Origin of the sequence: Nonomuraea sp. B5E05 (assembly GCF_039880665.1) — a bacterium.
Classification (GTDB): Bacteria; Actinomycetota; Actinomycetes; order Streptosporangiales; family Streptosporangiaceae; genus Nonomuraea.
In genome coordinates this window covers 138,134-158,925 of record NZ_JBDPMJ010000007.1, presented here as the reverse complement: position 1 = coordinate 158,925, position 20,792 = coordinate 138,134, and the positions used below count along the sequence as shown (strand labels likewise).

Genomic DNA, 20,792 nt, shown 5'->3' with positions numbered 1-20,792 from the left:
GCAGGCTCATGGCATGACCGTCCGTCCGCGGGTGAGCCGGTAGTTGAGGATGGCCATGGCGATCATCAGCACCCAGAGCACCAGGCCCATCGCGCTGGCGTAGCCCATCTCGTAGTGCTCGAACGCCGCCGACCAGATGTAGTAGCCGAGGGTGAGGGTGGCGTCCTGCGGGCCGCCCCTGGTCATCACGTAGATGGAGGTGAAGGCCTGCATGGCGTCCAGCATCTCCACCGTCACCGCGACCGCGATGTACGGCACCATCAGCGGCACCGTGATGTGGCGCAGCCGGTGCCAGGCGGTGGCGCCGTCGACCTTCGCGGCTTCGTACAGGTTGGTGGGGATGGTCTGCAGCCCGGCCAGATAGATCATCATGTAGAAGCCCATGCTCTTCCAGCCCTCGACCAGGACGAGCGCGGGCAGCGCCCAGAAGGGGTCGAGGAGATACTGGATGGGCTGGTCGAGGAGCCCGGCTCCGGTGAGGATCCAGTTGAGCACGCCCTGCTGGTGGAAGACATATTCCCAGGCGACGCCGACGGCGACCATCGAGGTCACGACCGGCAGGTAGTAGAGCATCCGGAACGTTCTGATGCCGGGGAGTCTCTGGTTGACCAGCACGGCCAGCAGCAGCGGCAGGACCACCAGCAGCGGGAACATGCCCACCAGGAAGAGCAGCGAGTTGAGCAGCGCGGTCCAGAACCTGCTGTCTCCGACGATCCTGGTGAAGTTGTCCATCCCGACGAAGACCGGCTGCGACACCACGTCGTACTCGAGAAATGACAGCTGGATCGCGGTGATCGCCGGCCAGGCGAAGAACACGCCGAACAGGGCGAGTGCCGGGATCACGAACAGGTAGGGCGTGTACCACCGCTGCCCTGGGATCCGGCCGGCGGCCATCGCATCACATCCTTTTAGCCGTCCTAAGATTTGATAAAGGCTGGCCAGAATTTGGGGGGAGCGTACATTCGGCTGATCGACATGGTCAAGACCTGCCTCTTGACGTTCTGTCGCAGGGCTGACATGGTGCCGAAAGTGGCGATAAAGGACGGCCATATCTTGCAGGAGGCTCGCGGAGATGACTCGAAGTGCCTTAACGATCGGCGCGCTGGCGCTGTCCCTCTTCACCGCCGGCTGCGTCGCCGGCACGTCGCCCCAGACCGCCGCCGCGCCCGCGGACGACCCGCCCTTCGAGGGTGAGGTCGAGTTCTGGACGATCAACCTGAAGAAGAACTACAGCGACTACATCACCGGCCTGATCGCCCAGTACGAGAAGGAACACCCCAAGGTCAGCATCAAGTGGGTGGACGTCCCCGGCCAGGAGAGCGCGACCAAGCTGCTCGCCGCCGTCGCCAGCGGCGACGTGCCCGACGCGGTCAACGTCAACTCGGTCGAGCTGGGCAGGTTCGTCCCGTCGCTGGAGCCGCTCGACGCCTATTTCGGCCAGAAAGAGCTGGCCGACTTCCAGCCCAACCTGGTCGAGCCGATGCGGATGGACGGCAAGCTCTACGCCGTGCCCTGGTACAACGGCGGCTCCCCCGTCGCGATGTACCGCAAGTCGGTCGTCAGCAAGGCCGGCTTCGACGAGAAGGCCCCGCCCACCTCCTTCGCCGAGGCGCTCGCGCTGGCCGACAAGGTCTACGAGGAGACCAAGGTCAACGGCACCAACGCCATCCCCGACCACACCGCGCTGCGCTACCACGGCGTCTCCCTGCTGACGGACGACAAGAAGAAGGCGGCCTTCAACACGCCCGAGGCGATCGCCGTCCTGGAGACGTTCAAGAAGAGCTACGACAAGCACGGCATCGCGCCCGGCGCCATCTCCAAGGACATCCGCAACCTGCCCCAGTCGCTGGAGAACGGCCAGGTCGCCTTCAAGCCGATGGCCAACGCCGCCGAGCTGCTCAACATCCAGAAGAACGCCCCCGACGTCTACAAGGACCTCGTCATCACCGAGCCGGTGAAGATGAACACCGGCGGCTACCTGCTGCTCGCGCAGCAGGCCTTCTCCATCCCGAAGGCCTCCACGCACAAGAAGGCCGCCGCCGAGTTCATCAAGTTCTTCACCAACGGCGTCAACCAGCTGGCCTTCTGCAAGATCGTGCCGATCTACCCGTCCACGGTCTCCTCGACCAAGGACCCCTTCTTCACCGAGGCCGCCGGCGACGACCCGATGGCCGCCGCCCGCCAGGTGATCGTCAAGGGGCTGCCCCAGCTGCAGTACCTCCCGCTCGGCACCAGCAAGGACGCCGAGCTCGCCGAATACCTCTTGGAAGAGGTCAGAGCCTTCCTCCAGGGATCCCAGAGCGCCGAGGAAGCACTCGACGCCGCAGAGAAACGATGGAATGACGCACTTGCCTGAACTTCGCATCGGGATCGTCGGCGCCGGCCTGATGGGCCGCGGCCACGCCGAGGTCTTCGCCGCCCATCCCGCAACCGAGATCACCGCGGTCGCCCGCCGGCCGCTCGAACACGCTCCCGGGGCGACCGTCTACCCCGGCTACCAGGAGCTGCTCGACTCCGGCACCGTGGACGCGATCTCCATCACCACCCCTGACCACCTGCACGCCGACGTCATGGTGGCCGCCGCCCGCGCCGGCGTGCACATCCTGGTCGAGAAGCCGTTCACCACCACCGTGGCCGACGCCGACCGCGCCGTCGCCGCGATCCGGTCGGCCGGCGTGGTGGCCATGTGCCTGTTCAACCACCGCTGGGTGCCGGCGTACGCGCAGGCCAAGGACCAGATGCGGGTGATCGGCGAGCCGGTCGTGGGCTACGCGCGCAAGGACGACACGATCCACGTGCCCACCGAGATGATCGGCTGGGCCGACCGGACCACCTGCGCCTGGTTCCTGTCCAGCCACGACATCGACCTGCTGACCTGGCTGTACGACGACGAGATCGTCGAGGTGTTCGCCACGGCCAGATACGGCAAGCTGCGCGGCCGGGGCATCGACACCCCCGACGCCATGCAGATCCAGGCCAGGTTCGGCCGGGGCGCGGTCGCCACGTTCGAGTCGGCCTGGATCTACCCCAACACCTTCCCGACCATGGTGGACAGCTACGTCACCGTGGCCGGCGAGACGGGCGTCATCCAGCTCGACCGGCAGAAGGAGAACATCCAGCTGGCCACCGAGGACGGCTACACCTACCCGAGGAACATGCTGCAGCGGGTCGTGCACGGGGTGCCGGCGGGGGCCTACCGCGACGCCATCCACCACTTCGTGGACTGCGCGATCGCCGGCACCGAGCCGCTGATCACCGTGGAGAGCTCCCGGCACGTGACCGCGGTCCTGGCGGCCGCGCACGAGTCGGCCCGGACGGGGCAGCCGGTGAAGCTCTGATGGGGACGTACGTGGAGAAGCCGCCGCACGTTGACCAGGCGCGGATGCTGCACATCACCGACGAGGCGCTGCTCGCCGAGCTGGGCGTGGCGACGGTCGCGCAGGCCCGGCCGTGGCGGCGACCCGACCCGGTCTGGCCGGAGCCCCGCCCCGAGGACGTGGCGGAGGCGGACCGGCTGATCGGGACCGAGGTCGACTTCCTCGACAAGGGCCACGGCAGGTCCCGGCTGTACGGGTTCCACTACCTGCGGTGGATGATGCCCCTGGTCTCGGCCTACGCGCAGACCCGTGACCCCCGCTACGCCCGCGAGTGGGACCGCTTCTTCCGGCAGTGGTACGCGAGCCGCGACCAGGTCGAAGGCGACTGGCCCGGGCTCGACGTGGTCTGGTACTCCCTCGGGGTGTCCTCCCGGTCGATGCACGTCACCCGGGCGCTGGCCGTCCTCGCCACCGAGCCCGCGCTCAGCGACGAGTGCTGGTCGCAGATGATGAAGACCGTGCTCGGCGGCGCCCGGTGGGCGGCCGAGGAGCACGACGAGTTCCGGCACGGCAACTGGCAGTTCGCCACCGTCTGCGAGCTGCTGCACGTCGCCCGCGTGTTCGCCGACCTGCCCGAGTCGGGGCAGTGGGCCGAGGTGGCCAGGGCGCGCATCCTGGAACATCTGGAACGGGACGTGCGCGTGGACGGCGGCCACCACGAGCGCTCTCCCGGATACCACGGCATGTGCCTGGGAGGCGTGCAACGGGCCGCGTCCGTCGATCCCGACCTGGTCGCGCACCCGCGTTTCCGCGCCATGCACGACTGGCTGGTCTCGCTGACGACCTCGGGCGGGTGGGTCCCGCACCTGCAGGACAGCGGCGTGGTCTGGCCCGCCGAGATGGTGCGGACCGGGGAGAGGTTACTGGGTGAGGCGATCGTGCCCGCCGAGGGCTCGCACGCCCTGGAGGACAGCGCGTACACGATCTTCCGCGCCGGCACCCTGCACACCGTGATCAACCACGGCCCCTACATCGGGCACGAGCTGGAGCCGCACAGCCACCACGCGGCGCTCGACTTCGTGTTGTCCGGCTGGGGGGTGCCGCTGGCGTGGGAGGCGGGCGGCCCGCCGTCGTACGACGATCCCGGCTACTACGACTGGTTCCAGGCGACCAGGGGCCACAACACCCTGCTCGTGCCCGGCGAGGAGTACACCGAGGACCGCAGGGCGGCCCGCGACCTGTTCCACGCGGGCGAGCACGTGGACGTCTTCGCCGGTCACCACCACGGCTACGGGGCCAGGCACGACCGCCGGATCGTCTTCGTCAGGAGCGAGCCGTCGTACTGGCTGGTCACCGACGCGATCGACGCGGAGGCGATTTGGCTGCTGCACGGGACGTCGCCGTGGATCGAGCACGGCGGCGGCTACGCGAGCAGCCAGGGCCCCGGGCTGCTCGTGGTGCCCGTGGAGCCGCCGGACGAGGTCACCTTCGGCAGCGGGCGGGCCAGGATCCCCGACCCGGAGACCGCGACCGCCCCGTACGGCGAGATCCACTCGCTGGGGCTGCGCCGCCGCGACGGCCGGTTCACGGTCGCGGTCTTCCCGTTCAGGGACGCGCCGCCCGAGGTGCAGGCGAGCCCGTCCACCATCAGCGTGGGCGGCGTGACCGACACGTTCACCGGGCACGGGTGGGCGCGGGACGGGCTCGCCGAGCACTGGGGCGGCCGATGAGCGTGGACCGGCCGGTCCTGGTCGACGCGGACGTCATGCTCGGCCGCCATCCGCGTCGCGACGTGGGCGGGGGGACCGTGGCCGAGCTGCTCGCCGCGATGGACCGCGTGGGCATCGCCGAGGCCGTGGCCGGCAGCATGACGTCGTGGCTGCACGACCCGGCGCGGGGCAACCGCGAGCTGATCGGCCTGCTCGCGGGGCAGCCCAGGCTCAGCCCGTGCTGGGTGATGTTGCCGGACACGTGCGGTGAGACGGGCGCCGGGTTCGCCGGCGCCGCCGTCGAGGCGGGCGTGGTCGCCGTGCGCGCCTTCCCGCTCGACCACGGCTGGGACCTCGCGGGCGCCGACGCGGCATCCGTTCTCGACGCCGTGGAGTCCGTACGCCTGCCGCTGCTCGTGGACGCCGGCCAGACCAGCTGGCAGGAGGTGGAGGCGCTCGCGCGGGCGCACCCGTGCCTGCGGATCGTCGTCGGCGGCGTGGGCTACCGGAAACTGCGGCAGATCGCCGGCGTTCTGGACAGGACCGGCAACGTGCACATCGGGCTGGCCGACCTGTCCTCCCACCGCGGGCTGGAGTGGCTGGTCGCCCGGTTCGGCGCCGACAGGTTCGTCTTCGGCACCGGAGCGCCCTACCGCGACCCCGCCGAGGCGGTCACCCGGCTGCTCTGGTCGGAGCTCGGGCAGGCGGAGGTCGCGGCCATCGGCGCGGGGAACGTGCACCGGCTGCTGAGGAGGGAGACGAGAGCGGCATGAACGAGTTGACGACGGCTCTGTGGGAGCGCCGCCCGCAGCAGGCGACGAGGATCGTCGACGCGCACGCCCATGCCGGGCCGTACAGCGTGTTCTTCATCCCCGACCCCGACCCGGCCGGGATGTTGGGGGTGATGGACCGGTGCGGCGTCGCGCACGCGATGCTCTCCAGCCATCTGGCGATCCAGCTCGACGCCGCCCAGGGCAACGCGGTCACCGCGGAGATCGTGGACCGGGCGCCCGGCAGGTTCACCGGCTACCTGACCGTCAACCCGTGGCAGGACCCGGTCGCCGAGCTCGACCGGTGGGGCGGCGACCCGCGCTTCGGCGGGATCAAGCTCCATCCCGACCTGCACGAATACCCGCTGACCGGCTCGCGCTACGCGCCGGTCTGGGAGTATGCGGAGCTCACCGGGCGGCCGGTGCTCACCCACACCTACTCCGGCTCGCCGTACAACGACCTGCCCCTGGTCGACGAGGTGGCGGGGAGGCACCCGCGGGCCACGATCCTGGCGGGGCACTCGGGGGTGACGCCGCTGGGCATCGACCAGTCGATCGAGGTGGCCGAGCGGCACGAGCGGGTCATCCTGGAGGTGTGCGGGTCCTTCAACACGGGTGCTGACATCGCCGAGATGGTCCGCAGGCTCGGCGCGCACCGGGTCGTGTACGGGTCGGACTTCCCCTTCATCGATCTGCGCATGTCGCTGGGGCGGATACTGTTCTCAGATCTCGGCGACGACGACAGGGCAGCGGTACTCGGGGGCACGATCACCGCTCTGCTCGGGAGAACAGGGGCATAGAGGTGGACGGGCTACGATCCAAGATCTCGATTGGTGTGGTGGGGCCGCACGATCTGGTCGAGCAGATCGTGCACATCGGCGCGAGCCTGCCGTCGGCCGCGTCGTTCCGGCTGGTGGGCGCCCCGCACGCGGGTGAGCACGAGACACGCGAGAAGCTCGCCAAGATAGCGGGCAACATCGACGCGGTCCTGTTCACCGGGCCGCTCCAGCACGACCTGGCCACCGAGGCGGGCGAGCTGCCGGTGCCCGCCACGTTCGTGCCGGTGAGCGGGGCCGGCCTCTACTCCAGCCTGCTGCGCGGCACGCTGTCCATGCGGATCGACCCCGCCAGGGTGAGCATCGACTCGATCGCGCGCGCCGACGTGGCCGAGGCCTACCAGGAGATCGGCGTGCCCATGGACGGCGTGCACGTCTCCGAATACCGCCAGCCCGACTCGGTGCGCGACTTCGTCGGTTTCCACGAGCGCCTCTACCGCGAGGGCGCCACCACGGCGGCGCTGACCACGGTCAGGACCGTGGCCCGCAAGCTGGAGGCGGCCAAGGTGCCGGTGTTGCGGATGATGCCCACCCCGCACACGCTGCGGCTGGCCATCAACACCGCGACGCTGCTGGGCACGGGCAGCCGCCTGGAGGAGTCGCAGATCGCCATCGTGCTGGTCGAGCTCGCGGCCTCGGCCCGTCCCGCCCAGTCGGGGCCGGGCAACTACTGGCAGCAGGAGCTGAAGCTGTCGTTGCACAGGTCGCTGCTCGCCGAGGCCCGGCTGATGGGCGCGACCGTGGCCCCGCGCGAGGAGAACAGCTACGTGATCACGGCCACCGTGGGGGCGCTCTCGCAGGCCACCGACGGGTTCCGGGTGGCGCCGTTCGCCGACCGGGTGCGCGCCGACCTGGGGATGGTCGTCGAGGTGGGCATCGGGCTCGGCAACACCGCCCGCGACGCCGACGCCCACGCCCTCATCGCCGTCGAGCGGGCGCGCGCGGCCGACGCCACCGCCGCCTTCCTGGTCAGCGGTGACGGCACCGCGACCTCGCTGCCCCTGCGGCAGCGGCGCAGGCGGGAGCAGGTGGACGAGCCCATGGCCGACTCCAAGGCGGCCAAGACGCTCGACCGGCTCCTCCAGCGGCTGGGCGACGACCCCGAGGCGATGGTGGTCGACGCGGAGAGCGTGGCCGAGGTGCTGGGCGTCGCGCCGCGCAGCGCCCGCCGGGTGTTGCAGAGCCTCGTCGAGGAAGGGCTGGCCTGGGCTCTCCCGCCGGTCAGGTCGTCGCAGGCGGGCCGGCCGCGGCAGCCGTACCGGCTGGTGTCGCGCGTCGACTAGCGCGCCCGGGTGAGGGCCTCACAGGGGCACGGGCCGGTGGTGGCGGCGATATTCGCTGGGCGAGCAGCCGACGTGCCGCTTGAACACGCCCCGGAACACCTTCGCGCTCAGATAGCCCGAGCGCGCGGCGACCGTGTCGATCGGCGCGGTGGTGGCGGTGAGCAGGACGCGGGCGTGGCGCAGCCGCAGCCCGGTCAGGTGGCGCAGGAACGTCGTCCCGCGCACGTCGGCGAACAGGTGCGCGATGTAGAACGGGCTGGCCGAGACGGCCTCCGCGACCGTCGCCAGCCGCAGGCGCGGATCGGTGTAGTGCGCGGCCATGTAGCTCTCGGCCATCGAGAGGATGTCGCGCGCGGCGGGCGGCATCAGCCGCCACAACGTCTCCTCGATCCAGATGTGCAGGTAGGAGCGCTCGTGGATCTGGGTCACCGTCGTGAGCTCATCGATCGGCAGGCGCGCGAAGGCGTCGACCCAGTCGGTGGAGCCGCCCGCGAGCCGGCCCTTGTTGACCACGTCCACGACGAAGAGCAGCTCGCCCATCAGCCAGTTGTGCAGCGTCCTCGGGGACAGGCCGCGCTCCTGGGCGCACCTGTCCACCCAGCCCGCCAGCAGCCCGGCCGCGCCGCCCCTGTCACCGGCCTGGATCCGGCGGGCCAGCTCCGCCTCGATGCGCACGGGCGGCGCCGCCTCGGAGTGCTCCTCCTGCGGGGCCGTGATGACCCTGTCGCCGCCGAGCAGCAGCTTGTAGGCGTTGGTACGCCGGGCGTCCCGTTCGGTCACCGTGGTGCTGTCTGGGCCCCGCCGAGGGGTGCCCAGGCTGACGGTCGCGGTGAGGTCGGTGGCGCTGACGATGCCGGCGCGGATCTGCTCGGCCAGCGCGGTCGCCTCGCCCATCAGCCTGTCGGGGTCGTCGCCGCTCAGCCTGACCAGCCACTCGTCGGGAGGCAGCGGCTCGCAGGAGGCCGGCCGCCGTGCCGCCACCGCGCGCACCGCGCGATCGGCCTGGCCGAGCTGCCGGCGCGCCCACTCCCGGCCGCGGGCCCGCGTCGAGGCGACGTAGTCGTCGATGTCGATGAGGGCGCCGACCGTGAAGTCCATGCCTCCAAGGGTACGAGTAAGGTGCGCCGATATCTATGGTTTAGGCGGACCGAAAGTCGACACGGTTGACCAGGGTGCCCACGTCCTGCACGGTGGCCCGCATGACGTCCCCGTCCTTGAGCGGGGCGATCCCCGCGATGGTGCCGGTGGCGATGAGGTCGCCGGGCAGCAGCGTCATCCCGTCCGACAGGTCGGCGATCAGCTCGGGGATCCCGAACACCATCTGCTTGGTGTTCGCCCGCTGCCGCACCTCCCCGTCGACCTCCAGCGTCAGCTCCAGGTCCTGCGGGTCGGGCACCTCGTCCACGGTCGCGAGGTACGGCCCGGCGGGGGCGAACGTGTCGAACCCCTTGGACTGGTCCCACGGAGCGTTGCGGGCGATGTTGGCCAGCTGGAGGTCGCGGGCCGTCATGTCGTTGATCACGGTGTATCCGGCCACGGCCTCCCGCCAGCGCTCGGCGGGCAGGTCGCGGACCGTCGAGCCGATCACGACCGCCAGCTCGACCTCGTGCTCCAGATGGTTCGTACGGGCCGGAGCGGTCACCGGGCGGTTGTGGCCCGTCAGCGCGGACGGCGGTTTGAAGAACAGCACCGGCTCGGGCGGCACCTCCAGCCCGCTCTCCTCGGCGTGCGCGACGTAGTTCAGCGCCAGGCAGCAGATCTTGGTGCAGGTCGCCACCGGTGGCTCGAACACCACCGACGACTCGTCGAGCACCGCCGGCGCGCCGGCCCAGAGCCGGTTCACCTCGCCGGTGAGGCGGTCCAGCCCGTACCGATCGAGCAGGGCCACCGGATCGTCACCGGCGTCCAGCCCGGCCAGGCTGAGGAGTTCGCCGCCCTCGCGCCAGGCCACCAGTTCGACTTGCTCGGCGGGAGACCGCCGGATACGCCCGAGAAACACGGCCGTTCCTTCCTGGAAGTCGCTTCCACTCACAGGAAACCTGCTCAGACGTCCTCTCAGGTCAGGCCGTGGCGGCAGCCCGCTCAGCAGATCTCCATGAGCAGCTCACCAGGTGTGTCGCGGGCGTCACAAGGGCCCGTCCTTGCGATGCCGCCCTCCTTGTTGCTCTCCTCCTTGTCGGCGGGCGGCGCCGCGGCCTTTGATGGTCCCATGAGCAGGACCTTGCACGTCAGCCGTGACCTTTATGCCGCCGGCCGGCACTACCTGGCCGGCGGCGTCTCCAGCGACGCCCGCCGGGTGGCCGGTGTCCCCCTCTACGTGGACCGTGCCCAGGGCGCGCGCCTGTGGGACGTGGACGGCAACTCCTACGTCGACTACGTGCTCGGCCAGGGGCCCGCGCTGCTCGGCCACTGCCCGCCGGCGGTCGTCGAGGCCATCGCGGCCCAGGCGGCCCGCGGCATGGTCTACTCGGCCCAGCACGCCGCCGAGGTGCGCGTGGCCGAGCGGATCTGCGCCATGGTGCCCTCGGCCGAACGGGTCAGGTTCAACACCGTCGGGTCGGAGGCCGTCCACGGCGCCCTCAGGCTCGCCCGCGGCTACACCGGCCGGTCGAAGATCCTCAAGTTCGAGGGCCACTACCACGGCTGGCTCGACCCCGTCCTCTACAGCGTGCACCCGGCGGTGGACGCGGCCGGGCCGGCCGGCGCCCCCGTGGCGGTGCCCGGCACGGCGGGACAGCAGCCGGGGCACGCGGACGACCTGATCATCTGCCCGTGGAACGACCTGGAGACCCTGACCGGCCTGATGGAACGGCACTCAGGGCAGATCGCCGCCGTCATCGCCGAGCCGATCCTCTGCAACACCGGGGCGATCAGCCCTGACCCCGGCTACCTGGAGGGCGTGCGGCGGCTGTGCGACGAGCACGGCACCCTGCTGATCTTCGACGAGATCATCACCGGCTTCCGGCTCGCCGCCGGAGGCGCCCAGGAACACCTCGGGGTCACTCCCGACCTGTCGGTGTTCGGCAAGGCCATGGCCGCGGGCATGCAGGTGTCGGCGCTGGTCGGCCGGGCGGCCGTCATGGACCACATCTCGACGGGCAAGGTGGCCCACGCGGGGACGTTCAACTCCCAGCCGGTCGGCATCGCCGCCGCCGAGGCGACGCTGCGCATCCTCGACGAGCAGCGCGACGAGATCTACGGCACGCTGTTCGAGCGCGGCAGGTCGCTGATGGAGGGCCTGCGGTCGGCCGCCGCCGGCGCCGGCGTGCCGATGCTCGTGGACGGCCCAGGACCGGTGTTCCAGACGTACTTCACCGACGCGGCCGCCGTGCGCGACTACCGGGACTTCGCCGCCACCGACCGGGCCAGGATGGCCAGGCTGCACGCCGCGCTACTCGACCGGGGAGTCAACATGGTCCCGCGCGGCCTGTGGTTCTTGTCCACGGCGCACACCGAGGCGGACGTCGCCGCCACGGTCGACGCGTTCGCCGGCGCGCTGCGGGACCTTTGACCTGCGTTCGGTCGAGATGACCAGCGCGACGCCGACCAGGATGATCACGCCGCCCACGAGGATGCGCGGCGTGATCGGCTCGCTCAGCACCAGCGCGCCGAGCACCACCGCCACGGCGGGATTGACGTAGGCGTACGTGGACACGAGCGAGATGGGGGCGTTGCCGAGCAGCCACGAGAACGCCGTGAACCCGATCAGCGACCCCACGAGGATGAGGTAGGCGAGCGCGATCCAGGACCTGCCGGTGATCGTCGACGGGTCGAGCCGCTCGCCCGTCGCGGTGCCGAGCACCGCCAGGCCGAGGCCGCCCGCGAACATCTCGATCGTGCTCGTCGCGAACGAGTTGGCCGGCATCGTGACGCGGCCCGACAGGAACGCGCCCACGGCCCACAGCAGCGAGCCGGCCAGCACCACCGCGATGCCCGTGGCGGCCGCGCCTTCGTTGCCGGTGAGCGAGAGCGCGGCCACGCCGCCGAGCCCCACCAGCACGCCCGCCATCGTGGCCGCCCTGGGACGGTCGCGCACCGCGAACCTGAAGGCGACGAGCCACAGCGGAACCGACGCCACGAGCAGCGCCGCCAGCCCGGTCGAGATGTACTGCTCCGCCACGGACAACATGCCGTTGCCCAGGGTGAGCAGCAGCACACCCACCAGCGAGGCGCTGACGAGCTGCCGCCGGGTCATCATGAACGCCCGCCTGCCGGACGTGAGGAGCAGGAACCCGCCGAGGAGCACGGCCGCGGCGAGGAACCGCATGGAGGCGCCGAGCAGCGGCGGGATCGACTCGACCACGATGCCGATGCCGAGGTAGGTCGAGCCCCAGACCACGTAGACGATGGCGAGGGCGCCCCAGACGATGAGCGGGGATCGTTGGTCAGGAGCGTTGTGGTCCATGGGTCATGACAGTAGCCGAGCAGCCCGACAGAAACCGTGCGACTATCGGACAACCTACTGGCCGAATCTTTGCGGTGGCAGGGAGCTCTCACCTGCGCGCGCCGGACGAGGGACCATCGAAAGATTGGCGCCCCCGTCCGAATTTCGTCGATCGGGGGCGTCGCACTTCATACCCCATCTCACGAGGACCAACCGCCATTTCCCCAAATGTCAACCGCCAGTTGGCCAAGTCATGGCCCGCCGGACAGGCGCCAGGGCACGGGAGGCCCCGCTGCGGGGCAACCGCAAGCGGGCCCGCCGCCGTCGGAGGGGGAAGGTGCGGCGGCGGGCCCTGTATCCGGTGGATCAGCCCAGGGGTCAGCCGGTGGATCAGCCCTGGGCGATCAGCGCGGCCCGAGCTTCTCCACGATCAGCCGGTACAGCTGCCGGGGCCGGCCGGGCTGGGGGGTGCGGTTGGGCGGTAGCGGCCACGCGAGTCCCTCGTCAACCAACGTGCGCAGCAACCGCCGAGCCGTACGGGGTGTCACCCCCAGCATCTTGCCGGCCCCTTCGGCGTCCACGACCGTGTCGCCGCCTTCCAGCTTGGCCGCCAGCCGGGCCAGCACCTCGACCCCTTTGGGTTTGAGTGCGGTGGCCCCGGTCGGCGGCATCCGCGGGGCCGGGATGAGCGCCCGCCCCTCGCGGTCGACCGCGAACCCCTGCGCCTGCTTGCCCGCCTGCGTGCGGGCCAGCGCCGCCCGCGCGTGCGACTCCGCGTCGTGGGTCGTACGACCCATGCCCACGCCGACCTCGACCGCCAGCCCCAGCTCGTCCCTGACCCTGGCCGCGAACGGCAACACCCGGAAGCCGTCGGTGGCCGCCGCGATCGAGCCTCTGGTCGCCGTGACCAGATAGCTGTGATCGTCGATGGGCCAGACGGTGGCGTTGATGCGGTTCGCCTCCTGGACCAGCAGCCGGTGCAGCGACAGCCGCAACTCGTCGCGCCAGTAGCGGGGCGCGGCGCGGCGCACGGGCTCGCGCAGCGTCGGCACCTCCACCAGCACCACGGTGAGTTGCGACTCCTCCAGCCGGTGATGCGCCCCGAGCAGCGCCGCGGTGTGCAGCGCCGTGCGGACCGCGGCGGAGGTCGGCCTGATCCTGATGACCGGTACGCCCGCCGTGTGCAGGCGTTCGGCCACCGAGGGAAGGCACGTCAGCGCTCCCGTGGTCGCGCTCTGCCTGGCCAGGCGTTCGTGGTAGGCCGCGATCGTGCCGGTGGCTCCCGGCTCGTCGCGGCTGTGCACGTCCGTGGCGGGGATGCCGAGGTCGGTGTACGCCTCCTCGACGTCAGCCCGGCTGACCACGTCGATGCTGACCCGTTTGGGGTCCATCCGGGTGTCGAGCGCGGCCTTGGCCAGCGCCGCCACCAGTGCCGCTCCGCCGAGTTGCACGTAGGTCGCGGGCATCGTCAGCACGCCGGATCGCCTGGCCAGGTCGTAGGGGACCGGGCTGGCGAACAAGCATGCGTCGACACCGGGCCCGAGCCTCGTCACCTTGTCGGGCGCCTCCTGCTCGTCGCGGTAGGCGGCCGCCACCAGTCGACATGGCAGCGGTGCCGCGGCGTGACCCATCAGCATGACTCGCTCGACAAGGTCGTGGGGTCCGACCACGCCGATGGTGAGGTCCGGTGTCATGGCGCCCGGGCGTGACACTCGGGAAGTTTCTTCGGCCCTCTCGACCAATGTTCGTCCCATCCTGCTGTCCGTTGCAGTGCTCTCTTTTGGAACGATCGCTCGCGGGGGCCGTAATGTCACGCCCGACTTTTCCGGAAAGCCGTTCAGGTTGACCGCCCGACAAGATGTCCTAGCAGCTCAACGAGGTTTTTCTCGCGTTTGTTAGTGCGTGGAAATCTCTCGTGTAATGTCCGCGCCGAGCGCGCGCATTCGGGCGGCGAGATGCGCGTGCCCGCGGTCGATCAGGTAGCCGGAGCCGATCACGGTCTCGCCTTCCGCGGCGAGTCCGGCGAGCACGAGGGCGATCCCGGAACGCAGATCGTGGGCTGTCACCTCGGCGCCGGTCAGGGGTGTGCGGCCGCGCACGATGGCCCTGCTGCCGTCGACCTCGACGCCGGCGCCCATCTTGTTCAGCTCGCCGGCCAGCGCGAAACGGCCGTCGAAGATGCGCTCGTGGATGTAGCTGGTGCCGTCGGCGAGCGCCGCGACGGCCATCATCGGCGACTGCAGGTCGGTCGCGAACCCGGGATAGGTGTCGGTGATGATGTTGATCGGCCGCAGCGGGCCCTCGCAGCGCACGTGCAGCACCGCGCCCTGCCGGGCGAACTCGACGCCCATCTGCTCCAGTTTGTAGCGCACGACGCCCAGGTCGAGGCCGGTGCCCACGAGGCTCAGCTCGCCCCCGGTGATCGCCGCGGCCATCGCGAACACGCCCGCGTCGAGCCGGTCGGGCATGACCGTGTGCTCGACGGCGTGGAGCTCGTCGACGCCCTCGACGGTGATGAAGCCGGTGCCGCCGCCGCTGATGCGCGCGCCCATCTTGGTGAGCATGTCGATGACGTCGAGCACCTCGGGCTCGAGCGCGGCGTTCTCGATCACGGTGGTGCCGTTGGCCAGGGAGGCGGCCATGATGAGGTTCTCGGTGCCGGTGTGCGAGGGGGTGTCGAGGTAGAGGGTCGCCCCGGTCAGGCCGGACGCCTTGACGTGGATGACGGTCTCGCCCTCGTCGACGATCGCGCCCAGCCGCTTGTAGCCGAGGTAGTGGAAGTCGAGGTTGCGGCTGCCGAGGTTGCAGCCGCCGACGCCCTCGACGATGGCCTCGCCGAGCCGGTGCAGCAGCGCGGGGGTGAACAACACCGAGCCGCGGAAGCGCCGGGCGATCTCCGCGGGCAGCACCGGGCTGGACAGCCGGGAGGCGTCGATGACGAGCGTGCGCTCGGACTCGTGGAGTTCGACGTACGCGCCGACCGCCTCGGCGAGTTCGATCGCACGGCGGACGTCTTCGATGATCGGCACGTTGCGCAGGACGGTGCGGCCCTTCGCGGCCAGCAGAGCCGCACCGATCATGGGGAGCACGGCGTTCTTCGCGCCCTGGATGAACGCGGTTCCACGCAGTGCGTTGCCACCGCGCACGCGGTAACGGACCATTTCGTGCGGCTCCTTGAATTCTGGCGGTGAGGCTCGATCGGGCCAACAGTAGTCGCTAACACCACATGACCCAGCCGGATCATCCGCTAAAGGGAGCTCCCGTGATGCGCTCATACGCTTCTAGGTATCGTTCGCGCGTGCGTTCCACGATGGGGTCAGGTAGGCGAGGTGGGGGGTTTCCGGATGCTTTGTCCCATCCGGATTCGGGCGATAGTAGCCAATCGCGTACAAATTGCTTATCGAAAGAAGGTTGTGAACGGCCTGGTTGCCAGGCGTCGGCCGGCCAGAAACGCGACGAGTCGGGCGTCAGAACCTCGTCGCCCAATGTGAGCACCCCGTCGGAGTCCCAGCCGAGCTCGATCTTGGTGTCGGCCACGATGATGCCCCGCTCGCGGGCGATCTCGGCGCCGCGCGTGTAGACGGCCAGCGTGATGCGGCGCAGCTCCTCCGCCGCCTCCGCGCCGACCGCCGCCACCACCTGGTCGTAGGAGATCGGCTCGTCGTGCTGCCCCATCGGCGCCTTGGTGGACGGCGTGAAGATCGGCTCGGGCAGCCGCGACCCGTCCTGCAGCCCTTCGGGCAGGCGCATCCCGGAGACGGTGCCGCTCTCGCGATATTCGGCCAGCCCGCCGCCCGTGAGGTAGCCCCGGGCCACGCACTCGACCTGGACCATCGTCAACGGCCTGCACACCACGCTGCGCGGCTCCTCGCCTCTAGCCACGATGTGGTTGGGCACGATGTCCTTGAGCTGGTCGAACCACCACAACGACATCTGCGTGAGAATCGCGCCCTTGTCGGGAATGGCGGGCTCCAGCACGTGGTCGAAGGCCGAGACCCGGTCGGAGGCGACCATCAGCAGCAGGCCGTCGTCCGTCTCGTAGAGATCGCGCACCTTGCCGGAGTGCACGTGCTTCATGCGATGTCCGTCCTGTAGTGGGAGCCGCGCAGCGTGATCCGCGCGGCGAGGTCGTAGGCGTTGCGCCGCGCGCTCTCCTGGTCGGGGCCGTGGCCCACCACGTTGAGCACCCGGCCGCCGTTGGAGACGATCGTGTCGCCCTCGCGCCTGGTGCCGGCGTGGATCACGTAGGCGTTGTCGGAGGGCTCCAGCCCCGTGATCACGTCGCCCTTGACCGGGGTGCCCGGGTAGTTCTCGGCGGCGATCACCACCGTGACGGCGGAGCCGTCCTTGAACACCGGGTCGAGCCCCAGCTCACCGGTCGCGCTCGCCATCAGCAGCCCGCCCAGCGGTGTCTCCAGCCGGTCGAGCAGCACCTGCGTCTCGGGGTCGCCGAAGCGCGCGTTGAACTCGACCACCTTCGGGCCCTTCGTGGTCAGGGCCAGCCCGACGTAGAGCACCCCCTGGTAGGGCAGCCCGCGCCGCGCCAGCTCCGCGATCGTCGGGTGCACGACCTCCCGCATGACCTGGTCGGTGAGCCCGTCGGGCGCCCACGGCAGCGGCGTGTAGGCGCCCATGCCACCGGTGTTGGGGCCCTGGTCGCCGTCGTGGGCCCGCTTGAAGTCCTGGGCGAGTTGCAGCGGGACGGCGGTGCTGCCGTCGCACAACGCGAACAGCGACACCTCGGGCCCGTCGAGGAACTCCTCGATCACCACCCGCCCGCACGACCGCGCGTGGTCGAGCGCGGCCCGCCTGTCATCGGTGACGACGACGCCCTTGCCCGCCGCCAGCCCGTCGTCCTTGACCACGTAGGGAGGGCCGAACTCGTCGAGCGCGGCCGCGGCCTGCTCCTCGCTGTCGCAGGTCCGCGACCGTGCGGTGGGCACGTCGGCGGCCTGCATGATCTCCTTGGCGAACGCCTTGCTGCCCTCGATCATGGCCGCCTGGCTGGACGGCCCGAAGCAGGCGATGCCCGCCTCGCGCACCGCGTCGGACACCCCTGCCACGAGCGGCGCCTCGGGCCCGACGACGACGAGATCGACCCGCAGCCGCGTCGCCAGGCCGGCCACCTGCGCCGGGTCGAGCGGGTCGACCGCGTGGACGGTCGCGACCTGCTCGATGCCCGGATTGCCCGGAGCGCAGTGGAGCTCGCCGACCTGGGGATCGAGCTTGAGGGAACGGCACAGGGCGTGCTCACGCCCACCGGAACCAATGACTAGAACGCGCACCCGCTCATTGTCGCAGGCCCGCCGCCATGCGCACCCACAGGTCCGCCGCGCCCGCGACGTGCCGGAATAGGCGACAATCTTTGGTGAGTTCTACCGAAGACGTGTGCTCTCAGGCGAGTATCGTCAGATTGGTTCACCCGCCTGTGGTAGGTTGAGGCGGCTTTGCGCGTCCCTGTGTGATTGGAGGTGGTCCGGGATGAAACCTGGTGATCCCAGCAGTACGTGCTTCTTCACGTACTCCGTGCGTACCCCCGACCACTCCAGTCCGGCAGCCTGATCGTGCCTCCACGCCCTTGTTCTTGATTGAGGTGTCTTCTCGTCGCGCGTGGAGCGTGCCAGGTCGGGCGGAAAGGGCCCGCCATGCGCTCGTCCACTCTTTTCCGTCGCATCAACCGTCACCCTGTGCGCCAGCACGTCGCACGCCAGCACACCGCTCAGGCGAGCGGCGCGGTGCGCGACGTCCGCGTCCCTCCCGTTGACTCGGTCGTCGAGTTCGGCGCCTACGTCCACGGCGAGAAGGTCGCGGCCCCGGCCATCGTCGAGGCACTCGACCTCGTACGCGAGCACAACAAGAGCGCCGAGGGCGCCAACGCGTTCGTCTGGGTCGGGCTGCACGAGCCCGAGGCGCCCGAGGTGGAGTGGCTGGCCGAGGTGTTCGACCTGCACCCGCTCTCCGTCGAGGACGCGGTCAAGGCCCACCAGCGCCCCAAGATCGAGCGGTACGGCGACTCGCTGTTCATGGTGCTCAAGACCATCGCCTACCTCGACCCCGTCCGGGCGTCGGGCACCAGCGAGATCATCGCCACCGGCGAGATCATGGTGTTCCTCGGTGCCGACTTCGTGGTGACCGTGCGGCACGGCGAGCACTGCCCGCTCACGGCGGTCCGCGAGCGCCTCGAGGACAAGCCCACGCTGATGAGCCGCGGCCCGGCCGGCGTCCTGCACGCCATCGCCGACCACGTGGTCGACCAGTACCTCCAGGTGTCCGACCTCATGCAGCTCGAGCTGGAGGAGGTCGAGGCGACCGTGTTCGCCGACGTCAGCTCCCGAGACATCAACCGGATCTACCAGCTCAAGCGCGAGATGCTGGAGATGAAGCGGGCCGTCACCCCGCTGCAGGCGCCGCTCTCGGCGCTGCCCCAGCGCCGCGTCGTCCCGTCGGAGATGCGCGAATACTTCCGCGACGTCGGCGACCACCTGTCGCGGGTGTGCGAGCAGGTGGAGTCGTCCAACGAGCTGTGCAGCTCCATCCTGCAGGCCGCGCTCGCCCGCTCCAACGCGCTGGCCAACGAGGACATGCGCAAGATCTCCTCGTGGGTGGCCATCCTCGCGGTGCCCACCATGATCGCCGGCATCTACGGCATGAACTTCGACTTCATGCCGGAGACCAAGCAGGTCTGGGGCTATCCGGCGGTGCTGGGCGTCATGATCACGGCCTGCGTGCTGCTCCATCGCGGCTTCCGCCGCAACGGCTGGCTCTAGACGCCGTCCGGGCCTCTAGACGCCGACCGGCTTGAGCGGGCCCACCGGCTCGGGCAGCTCCAGCCCGCGCTCGCGCCACAACTCCCGCATCCGGTCGGGATAGTCGGTCACGATCCCGGCCACCCCCAGATCCAGCATCCGGCCCGCCAGCGCGGCGTCGTTGACCGTCCACACCGCCACGTCGAGACCGGCCGCCACCGCCTGCGCCATCAAAGCCTCGTCGACCATGGGGTGCTTGGGCGAGAGCGTGGTCGCCCCGGCCTCGCGCGCGGCGGCCGGCACGTCGTCGCCCAGGTCGTCGTGCCAGTGCAGGGTGTCGGGCTCGATCAGCGCGAACCTGCGCGTGCCCGGGGCGAGCCCGGCGGCGTGGCGGATGATCCGCCAGTCGAAGCTGAGGACGGCGACGTTGTCCAGCCGTCCGTGCCGGTCGAGCTCCTCCACGACCAGCTCGGTGAAGGCCTCGGGGTCGGGCGTCAGCTCGGGCCTGGTCGGGTCGGACTTCAGCTCGACGTGCAGGCGTACGCTCTCGGCGTCGTAGGCGTTGACCAGGCCCAGCACCGCGCCGAGCGTCGGCATCCGGGTCTCGGGCATCGGCACCTGGGTCAGCGCGAAGGGGTCGTCGGGATGGCGCGGCAGCCGCACGCCCACGTCGAGCGTGCGCAGCTGCGCGAGGGTGAGCGCGTTGATCGGCCTGCCGACATAGGGGAAGAGCGGGTCGCCGGCGCGGATGGGCCGCCTGTCGGCGCTGGTCACGGCGGAGACCGTGAGGTCGTGCGTGAGCACGAGGCGTCGATCTGCGGTGAGCGCGACGTCGAGCTCGAGCGCGTGCACGCCCAGCTCCATCGTGCGGCTCATCCCCGGCAGGGTGTTTTCCGGCCAGAGGCCGCGAGCACCCCGGTGACCATGAATCTCAACGCGCACAACCCGGACCCTACCTGGCCGGGGGTGCGACTAGACAGTGCCACGCCGTGTCCTTTTTATCCTGCTACGCCCGGTCGATGACTAGACCTCAGACAATAGGCTGGATTGCATGACGGAGGTTCTCAAAAAGGTCCATTCCCCAACAGTCGGGGCATGGGTGGACGGATGGGTGATCTCCCGCAGAGCCCCCCGGCCCGTACCCCAACCGTGGGGGTGGAGAGTCGACGTCGGCCTCCCCGGACACGTGGCCCGCCACATCGTGGCCGCCCCCACCCCCGAGATCCTCCACCAGCTGACCAGCAGGATCACGACCCCCGGCACCTGGCTCAAACTCTGCGCGCCCGCCGAGGCCGTCGTCCCGCACCTCCCGCCCTCCTGGCGCATCCAGGAGCCGGAGTTCATGATGACCACGACCCGCCTGCCCCGCACGGACCGGCCCGCGGCCCCGGCGGGCTACACGGCGGCCGTCACGACCAGGGCGGGCGTCACGGTGGCCCGCGTACTCACGAACGCCGGCGAGGTCGCGGCCAGGGGCCAGTTCGCGCCGGCGGGCAGGACGGCCGTCGTGGACCAGGTGGAGACGGCCGCCCGCCACCGCCGCCGCGGCCTCGGCACCGTCATCATGCGGACGCTCGCCTCCGCCGCCGCCTCGACGGGCGCGCGGCAGGGCATCCTGGTGGCCACGGCGGACGGCAGGGCCCTGTACGAAACGCTCGGCTGGACCCTCCACACCCCGATGACCGCCGTGGTTCTCACCGGCCCGTAACCTGACACCTCGCGGACGGACACCACCCGTCGTCACTCG

19 protein-coding genes are annotated in these 20,792 nt (G+C 70.4%); 9 read left to right on the top strand and 10 right to left on the bottom strand.

Translation table 11 applies throughout. The features are described from left to right. Nucleotides 1-6 precede the first annotated feature (6 nt). On the bottom strand, nt 7-894 hold the full coding sequence (locus ABGB01_RS15450) for a sugar ABC transporter permease (protein WP_347773975.1): 888 nt from the start codon (nt 892-894) through the stop codon (nt 7-9). Between the two features lie 178 nt (nt 895-1,072). Between ABGB01_RS15450 and ABGB01_RS15445 the strand changes: the two genes are divergently transcribed. From ABGB01_RS15445 to ABGB01_RS15420, 6 genes are read left to right on the top strand one after another with little or no spacing between them, the layout of a single operon-like run. Beyond that, nucleotides 1,073-2,356: a sugar ABC transporter substrate-binding protein gene (locus ABGB01_RS15445; RefSeq protein ID WP_347773974.1), complete on the top strand. Its 1,284-nt coding sequence runs from the start codon at nt 1,073-1,075 to the stop codon at nt 2,354-2,356. After that, complete coding sequence (locus tag ABGB01_RS15440) at nt 2,340-3,338, top strand: Gfo/Idh/MocA family oxidoreductase (protein WP_347773973.1); 999 nt, start codon at nt 2,340-2,342, stop codon at nt 3,336-3,338. The genes ABGB01_RS15445 and ABGB01_RS15440 overlap by 17 nt, the downstream gene beginning before the upstream one ends. Further along, the gene (locus ABGB01_RS15435; RefSeq protein WP_347773972.1) at nt 3,338-5,047 is read left to right on the top strand and encodes a heparinase II/III family protein; all 1,710 of its coding nucleotides are present in this window, start codon (nt 3,338-3,340) and stop codon (nt 5,045-5,047) included. Before ABGB01_RS15440 ends, ABGB01_RS15435 begins: the two co-directional genes overlap by 1 nt. Then, nucleotides 5,044-5,799, top strand: a complete 756-nt coding sequence (locus tag ABGB01_RS15430; protein WP_347773971.1) for an amidohydrolase family protein — start codon at nt 5,044-5,046, stop codon at nt 5,797-5,799. Before ABGB01_RS15435 ends, ABGB01_RS15430 begins: the two co-directional genes overlap by 4 nt. After that, entirely contained in the window at nt 5,796-6,596 is an 801-nt protein-coding gene (locus ABGB01_RS15425) for an amidohydrolase family protein (RefSeq protein WP_347773970.1), read from the top strand. The genes ABGB01_RS15430 and ABGB01_RS15425 overlap by 4 nt, the downstream gene beginning before the upstream one ends. Before the next feature lie 2 nt (nt 6,597-6,598). Further along, nucleotides 6,599-7,915 carry a transcriptional regulator gene (locus ABGB01_RS15420; RefSeq protein WP_347773969.1) on the top strand — a complete coding sequence of 439 codons (1,317 nt, stop codon included), beginning with the start codon at nt 6,599-6,601 and terminating at the stop codon, nt 7,913-7,915. An 18-nt stretch (nt 7,916-7,933) separates the two neighbouring features. On the opposite strand, the gene ABGB01_RS15415 is transcribed toward ABGB01_RS15420, so the two are convergent. The 3 genes from ABGB01_RS15415 to ABGB01_RS15405 form a co-directional block, all read right to left on the bottom strand. Further along, the gene (locus tag ABGB01_RS15415) at nt 7,934-9,013 is read right to left on the bottom strand and encodes a helix-turn-helix transcriptional regulator (protein ID WP_347773968.1); all 1,080 of its coding nucleotides are present in this window, start codon (nt 9,011-9,013) and stop codon (nt 7,934-7,936) included. A gap of 40 nt (nt 9,014-9,053) precedes the next feature. After that, nucleotides 9,054-9,914, bottom strand: a complete 861-nt coding sequence (locus tag ABGB01_RS15410; RefSeq protein ID WP_347773967.1) for a fumarylacetoacetate hydrolase family protein — start codon at nt 9,912-9,914, stop codon at nt 9,054-9,056. Between the two features lie 83 nt (nt 9,915-9,997). Beyond that, nucleotides 9,998-10,126 (bottom strand): hypothetical protein, encoded by a 129-nt coding sequence (locus ABGB01_RS15405; RefSeq protein WP_347773966.1) that lies wholly within the window; start codon nt 10,124-10,126, stop codon nt 9,998-10,000. On the opposite strand from ABGB01_RS15405, the gene ABGB01_RS15400 reads away from it, so the two are divergent. Further along, a complete protein-coding gene (locus ABGB01_RS15400) occupies nt 10,125-11,426 on the top strand; it encodes a glutamate-1-semialdehyde 2,1-aminomutase (RefSeq protein WP_347773965.1) in 1,302 nt (433 codons plus the stop codon). The genes ABGB01_RS15405 and ABGB01_RS15400 overlap by 2 nt on opposite strands. On the opposite strand, the gene ABGB01_RS15395 is transcribed toward ABGB01_RS15400, so the two are convergent. The 5 genes from ABGB01_RS15395 to purD form a co-directional block, all read right to left on the bottom strand. Further along, the gene (locus tag ABGB01_RS15395; protein ID WP_347773964.1) at nt 11,307-12,320 is read right to left on the bottom strand and encodes an EamA family transporter; all 1,014 of its coding nucleotides are present in this window, start codon (nt 12,318-12,320) and stop codon (nt 11,307-11,309) included. The two genes, ABGB01_RS15400 and ABGB01_RS15395, sit on opposite strands and share 120 nt — an antisense overlap. Nucleotides 12,321-12,703: 383 nt before the next feature. Beyond that, the gene (locus ABGB01_RS15390; RefSeq protein WP_347774207.1) at nt 12,704-13,993 is read right to left on the bottom strand and encodes a GTP cyclohydrolase IIa; all 1,290 of its coding nucleotides are present in this window, start codon (nt 13,991-13,993) and stop codon (nt 12,704-12,706) included. 201 nt (nt 13,994-14,194) lie between these two features. Then, nucleotides 14,195-15,460, bottom strand: coding sequence for a UDP-N-acetylglucosamine 1-carboxyvinyltransferase (gene murA / locus ABGB01_RS15385; RefSeq protein ID WP_347773963.1), 1,266 nt, complete (start codon nt 15,458-15,460; stop codon nt 14,195-14,197). A 79-nt stretch (nt 15,461-15,539) separates the two neighbouring features. Continuing rightward, on the bottom strand, nt 15,540-16,376 hold the full coding sequence (locus tag ABGB01_RS15380; protein WP_347773962.1) for a phosphoribosylaminoimidazolesuccinocarboxamide synthase: 837 nt from the start codon (nt 16,374-16,376) through the stop codon (nt 15,540-15,542). Beyond that, nucleotides 16,373-17,584, bottom strand: a complete 1,212-nt coding sequence (purD, locus tag ABGB01_RS15375; protein ID WP_347773961.1) for a phosphoribosylamine--glycine ligase — start codon at nt 17,582-17,584, stop codon at nt 16,373-16,375. Before purD ends, ABGB01_RS15380 begins: the two co-directional genes overlap by 4 nt. Nucleotides 17,585-17,986: 402 nt before the next feature. Here purD and corA point away from each other — a divergent pair, with 402 nt between their 5' ends. Next, a complete protein-coding gene (gene corA / locus ABGB01_RS15370) occupies nt 17,987-19,066 on the top strand; it encodes a magnesium/cobalt transporter CorA (RefSeq protein ID WP_347773960.1) in 1,080 nt (359 codons plus the stop codon). Between the two features lie 15 nt (nt 19,067-19,081). Here the strand turns inward: corA and ABGB01_RS15365 are convergent, their stop codons facing one another. Continuing rightward, nucleotides 19,082-19,987 carry a glycerophosphodiester phosphodiesterase family protein gene (locus ABGB01_RS15365; RefSeq protein WP_347773959.1) on the bottom strand — a complete coding sequence of 302 codons (906 nt, stop codon included), beginning with the start codon at nt 19,985-19,987 and terminating at the stop codon, nt 19,082-19,084. A gap of 169 nt (nt 19,988-20,156) precedes the next feature. On the opposite strand from ABGB01_RS15365, the gene ABGB01_RS15360 reads away from it, so the two are divergent. After that, entirely contained in the window at nt 20,157-20,753 is a 597-nt protein-coding gene (locus tag ABGB01_RS15360; RefSeq protein WP_347773958.1) for a GNAT family N-acetyltransferase, read from the top strand. Nucleotides 20,754-20,792: the final 39 nt, after the last annotated feature.

What these genes read in the sequence shown, in the direction of transcription:
- ABGB01_RS15450 (WP_347773975.1), bottom strand. Translation starts at nt 894, where the DNA reads ATGGCCGCCGGCCGGATCCCAGGGCAGCGGTGGTACACGCCCTACCTG.
- ABGB01_RS15445 (WP_347773974.1), top strand. Translation starts at nt 1,073, where the DNA reads ATGACTCGAAGTGCCTTAACGATCGGCGCGCTGGCGCTGTCCCTCTTC.
- ABGB01_RS15440 (WP_347773973.1), top strand. Translation starts at nt 2,340, where the DNA reads ATGACGCACTTGCCTGAACTTCGCATCGGGATCGTCGGCGCCGGCCTG.
- ABGB01_RS15435 (WP_347773972.1), top strand. Translation starts at nt 3,338, where the DNA reads ATGGGGACGTACGTGGAGAAGCCGCCGCACGTTGACCAGGCGCGGATG.
- ABGB01_RS15430 (WP_347773971.1), top strand. Translation starts at nt 5,044, where the DNA reads ATGAGCGTGGACCGGCCGGTCCTGGTCGACGCGGACGTCATGCTCGGC.
- ABGB01_RS15425 (WP_347773970.1), top strand. Translation starts at nt 5,796, where the DNA reads ATGAACGAGTTGACGACGGCTCTGTGGGAGCGCCGCCCGCAGCAGGCG.
- ABGB01_RS15415 (WP_347773968.1), bottom strand. Translation starts at nt 9,013, where the DNA reads ATGGACTTCACGGTCGGCGCCCTCATCGACATCGACGACTACGTCGCC.
- ABGB01_RS15400 (WP_347773965.1), top strand. Translation starts at nt 10,125, where the DNA reads ATGAGCAGGACCTTGCACGTCAGCCGTGACCTTTATGCCGCCGGCCGG.
- ABGB01_RS15405 (WP_347773966.1), bottom strand. Translation starts at nt 10,126, where the DNA reads ATGGGACCATCAAAGGCCGCGGCGCCGCCCGCCGACAAGGAGGAGAGC.
- ABGB01_RS15395 (WP_347773964.1), bottom strand. Translation starts at nt 12,320, where the DNA reads ATGGACCACAACGCTCCTGACCAACGATCCCCGCTCATCGTCTGGGGC.
- ABGB01_RS15390 (WP_347774207.1), bottom strand. Translation starts at nt 13,993, where the DNA reads ATGACACCGGACCTCACCATCGGCGTGGTCGGACCCCACGACCTTGTC.
- murA (WP_347773963.1), bottom strand. Translation starts at nt 15,460, where the DNA reads ATGGTCCGTTACCGCGTGCGCGGTGGCAACGCACTGCGTGGAACCGCG.
- ABGB01_RS15380 (WP_347773962.1), bottom strand. Translation starts at nt 16,376, where the DNA reads ATGAAGCACGTGCACTCCGGCAAGGTGCGCGATCTCTACGAGACGGAC.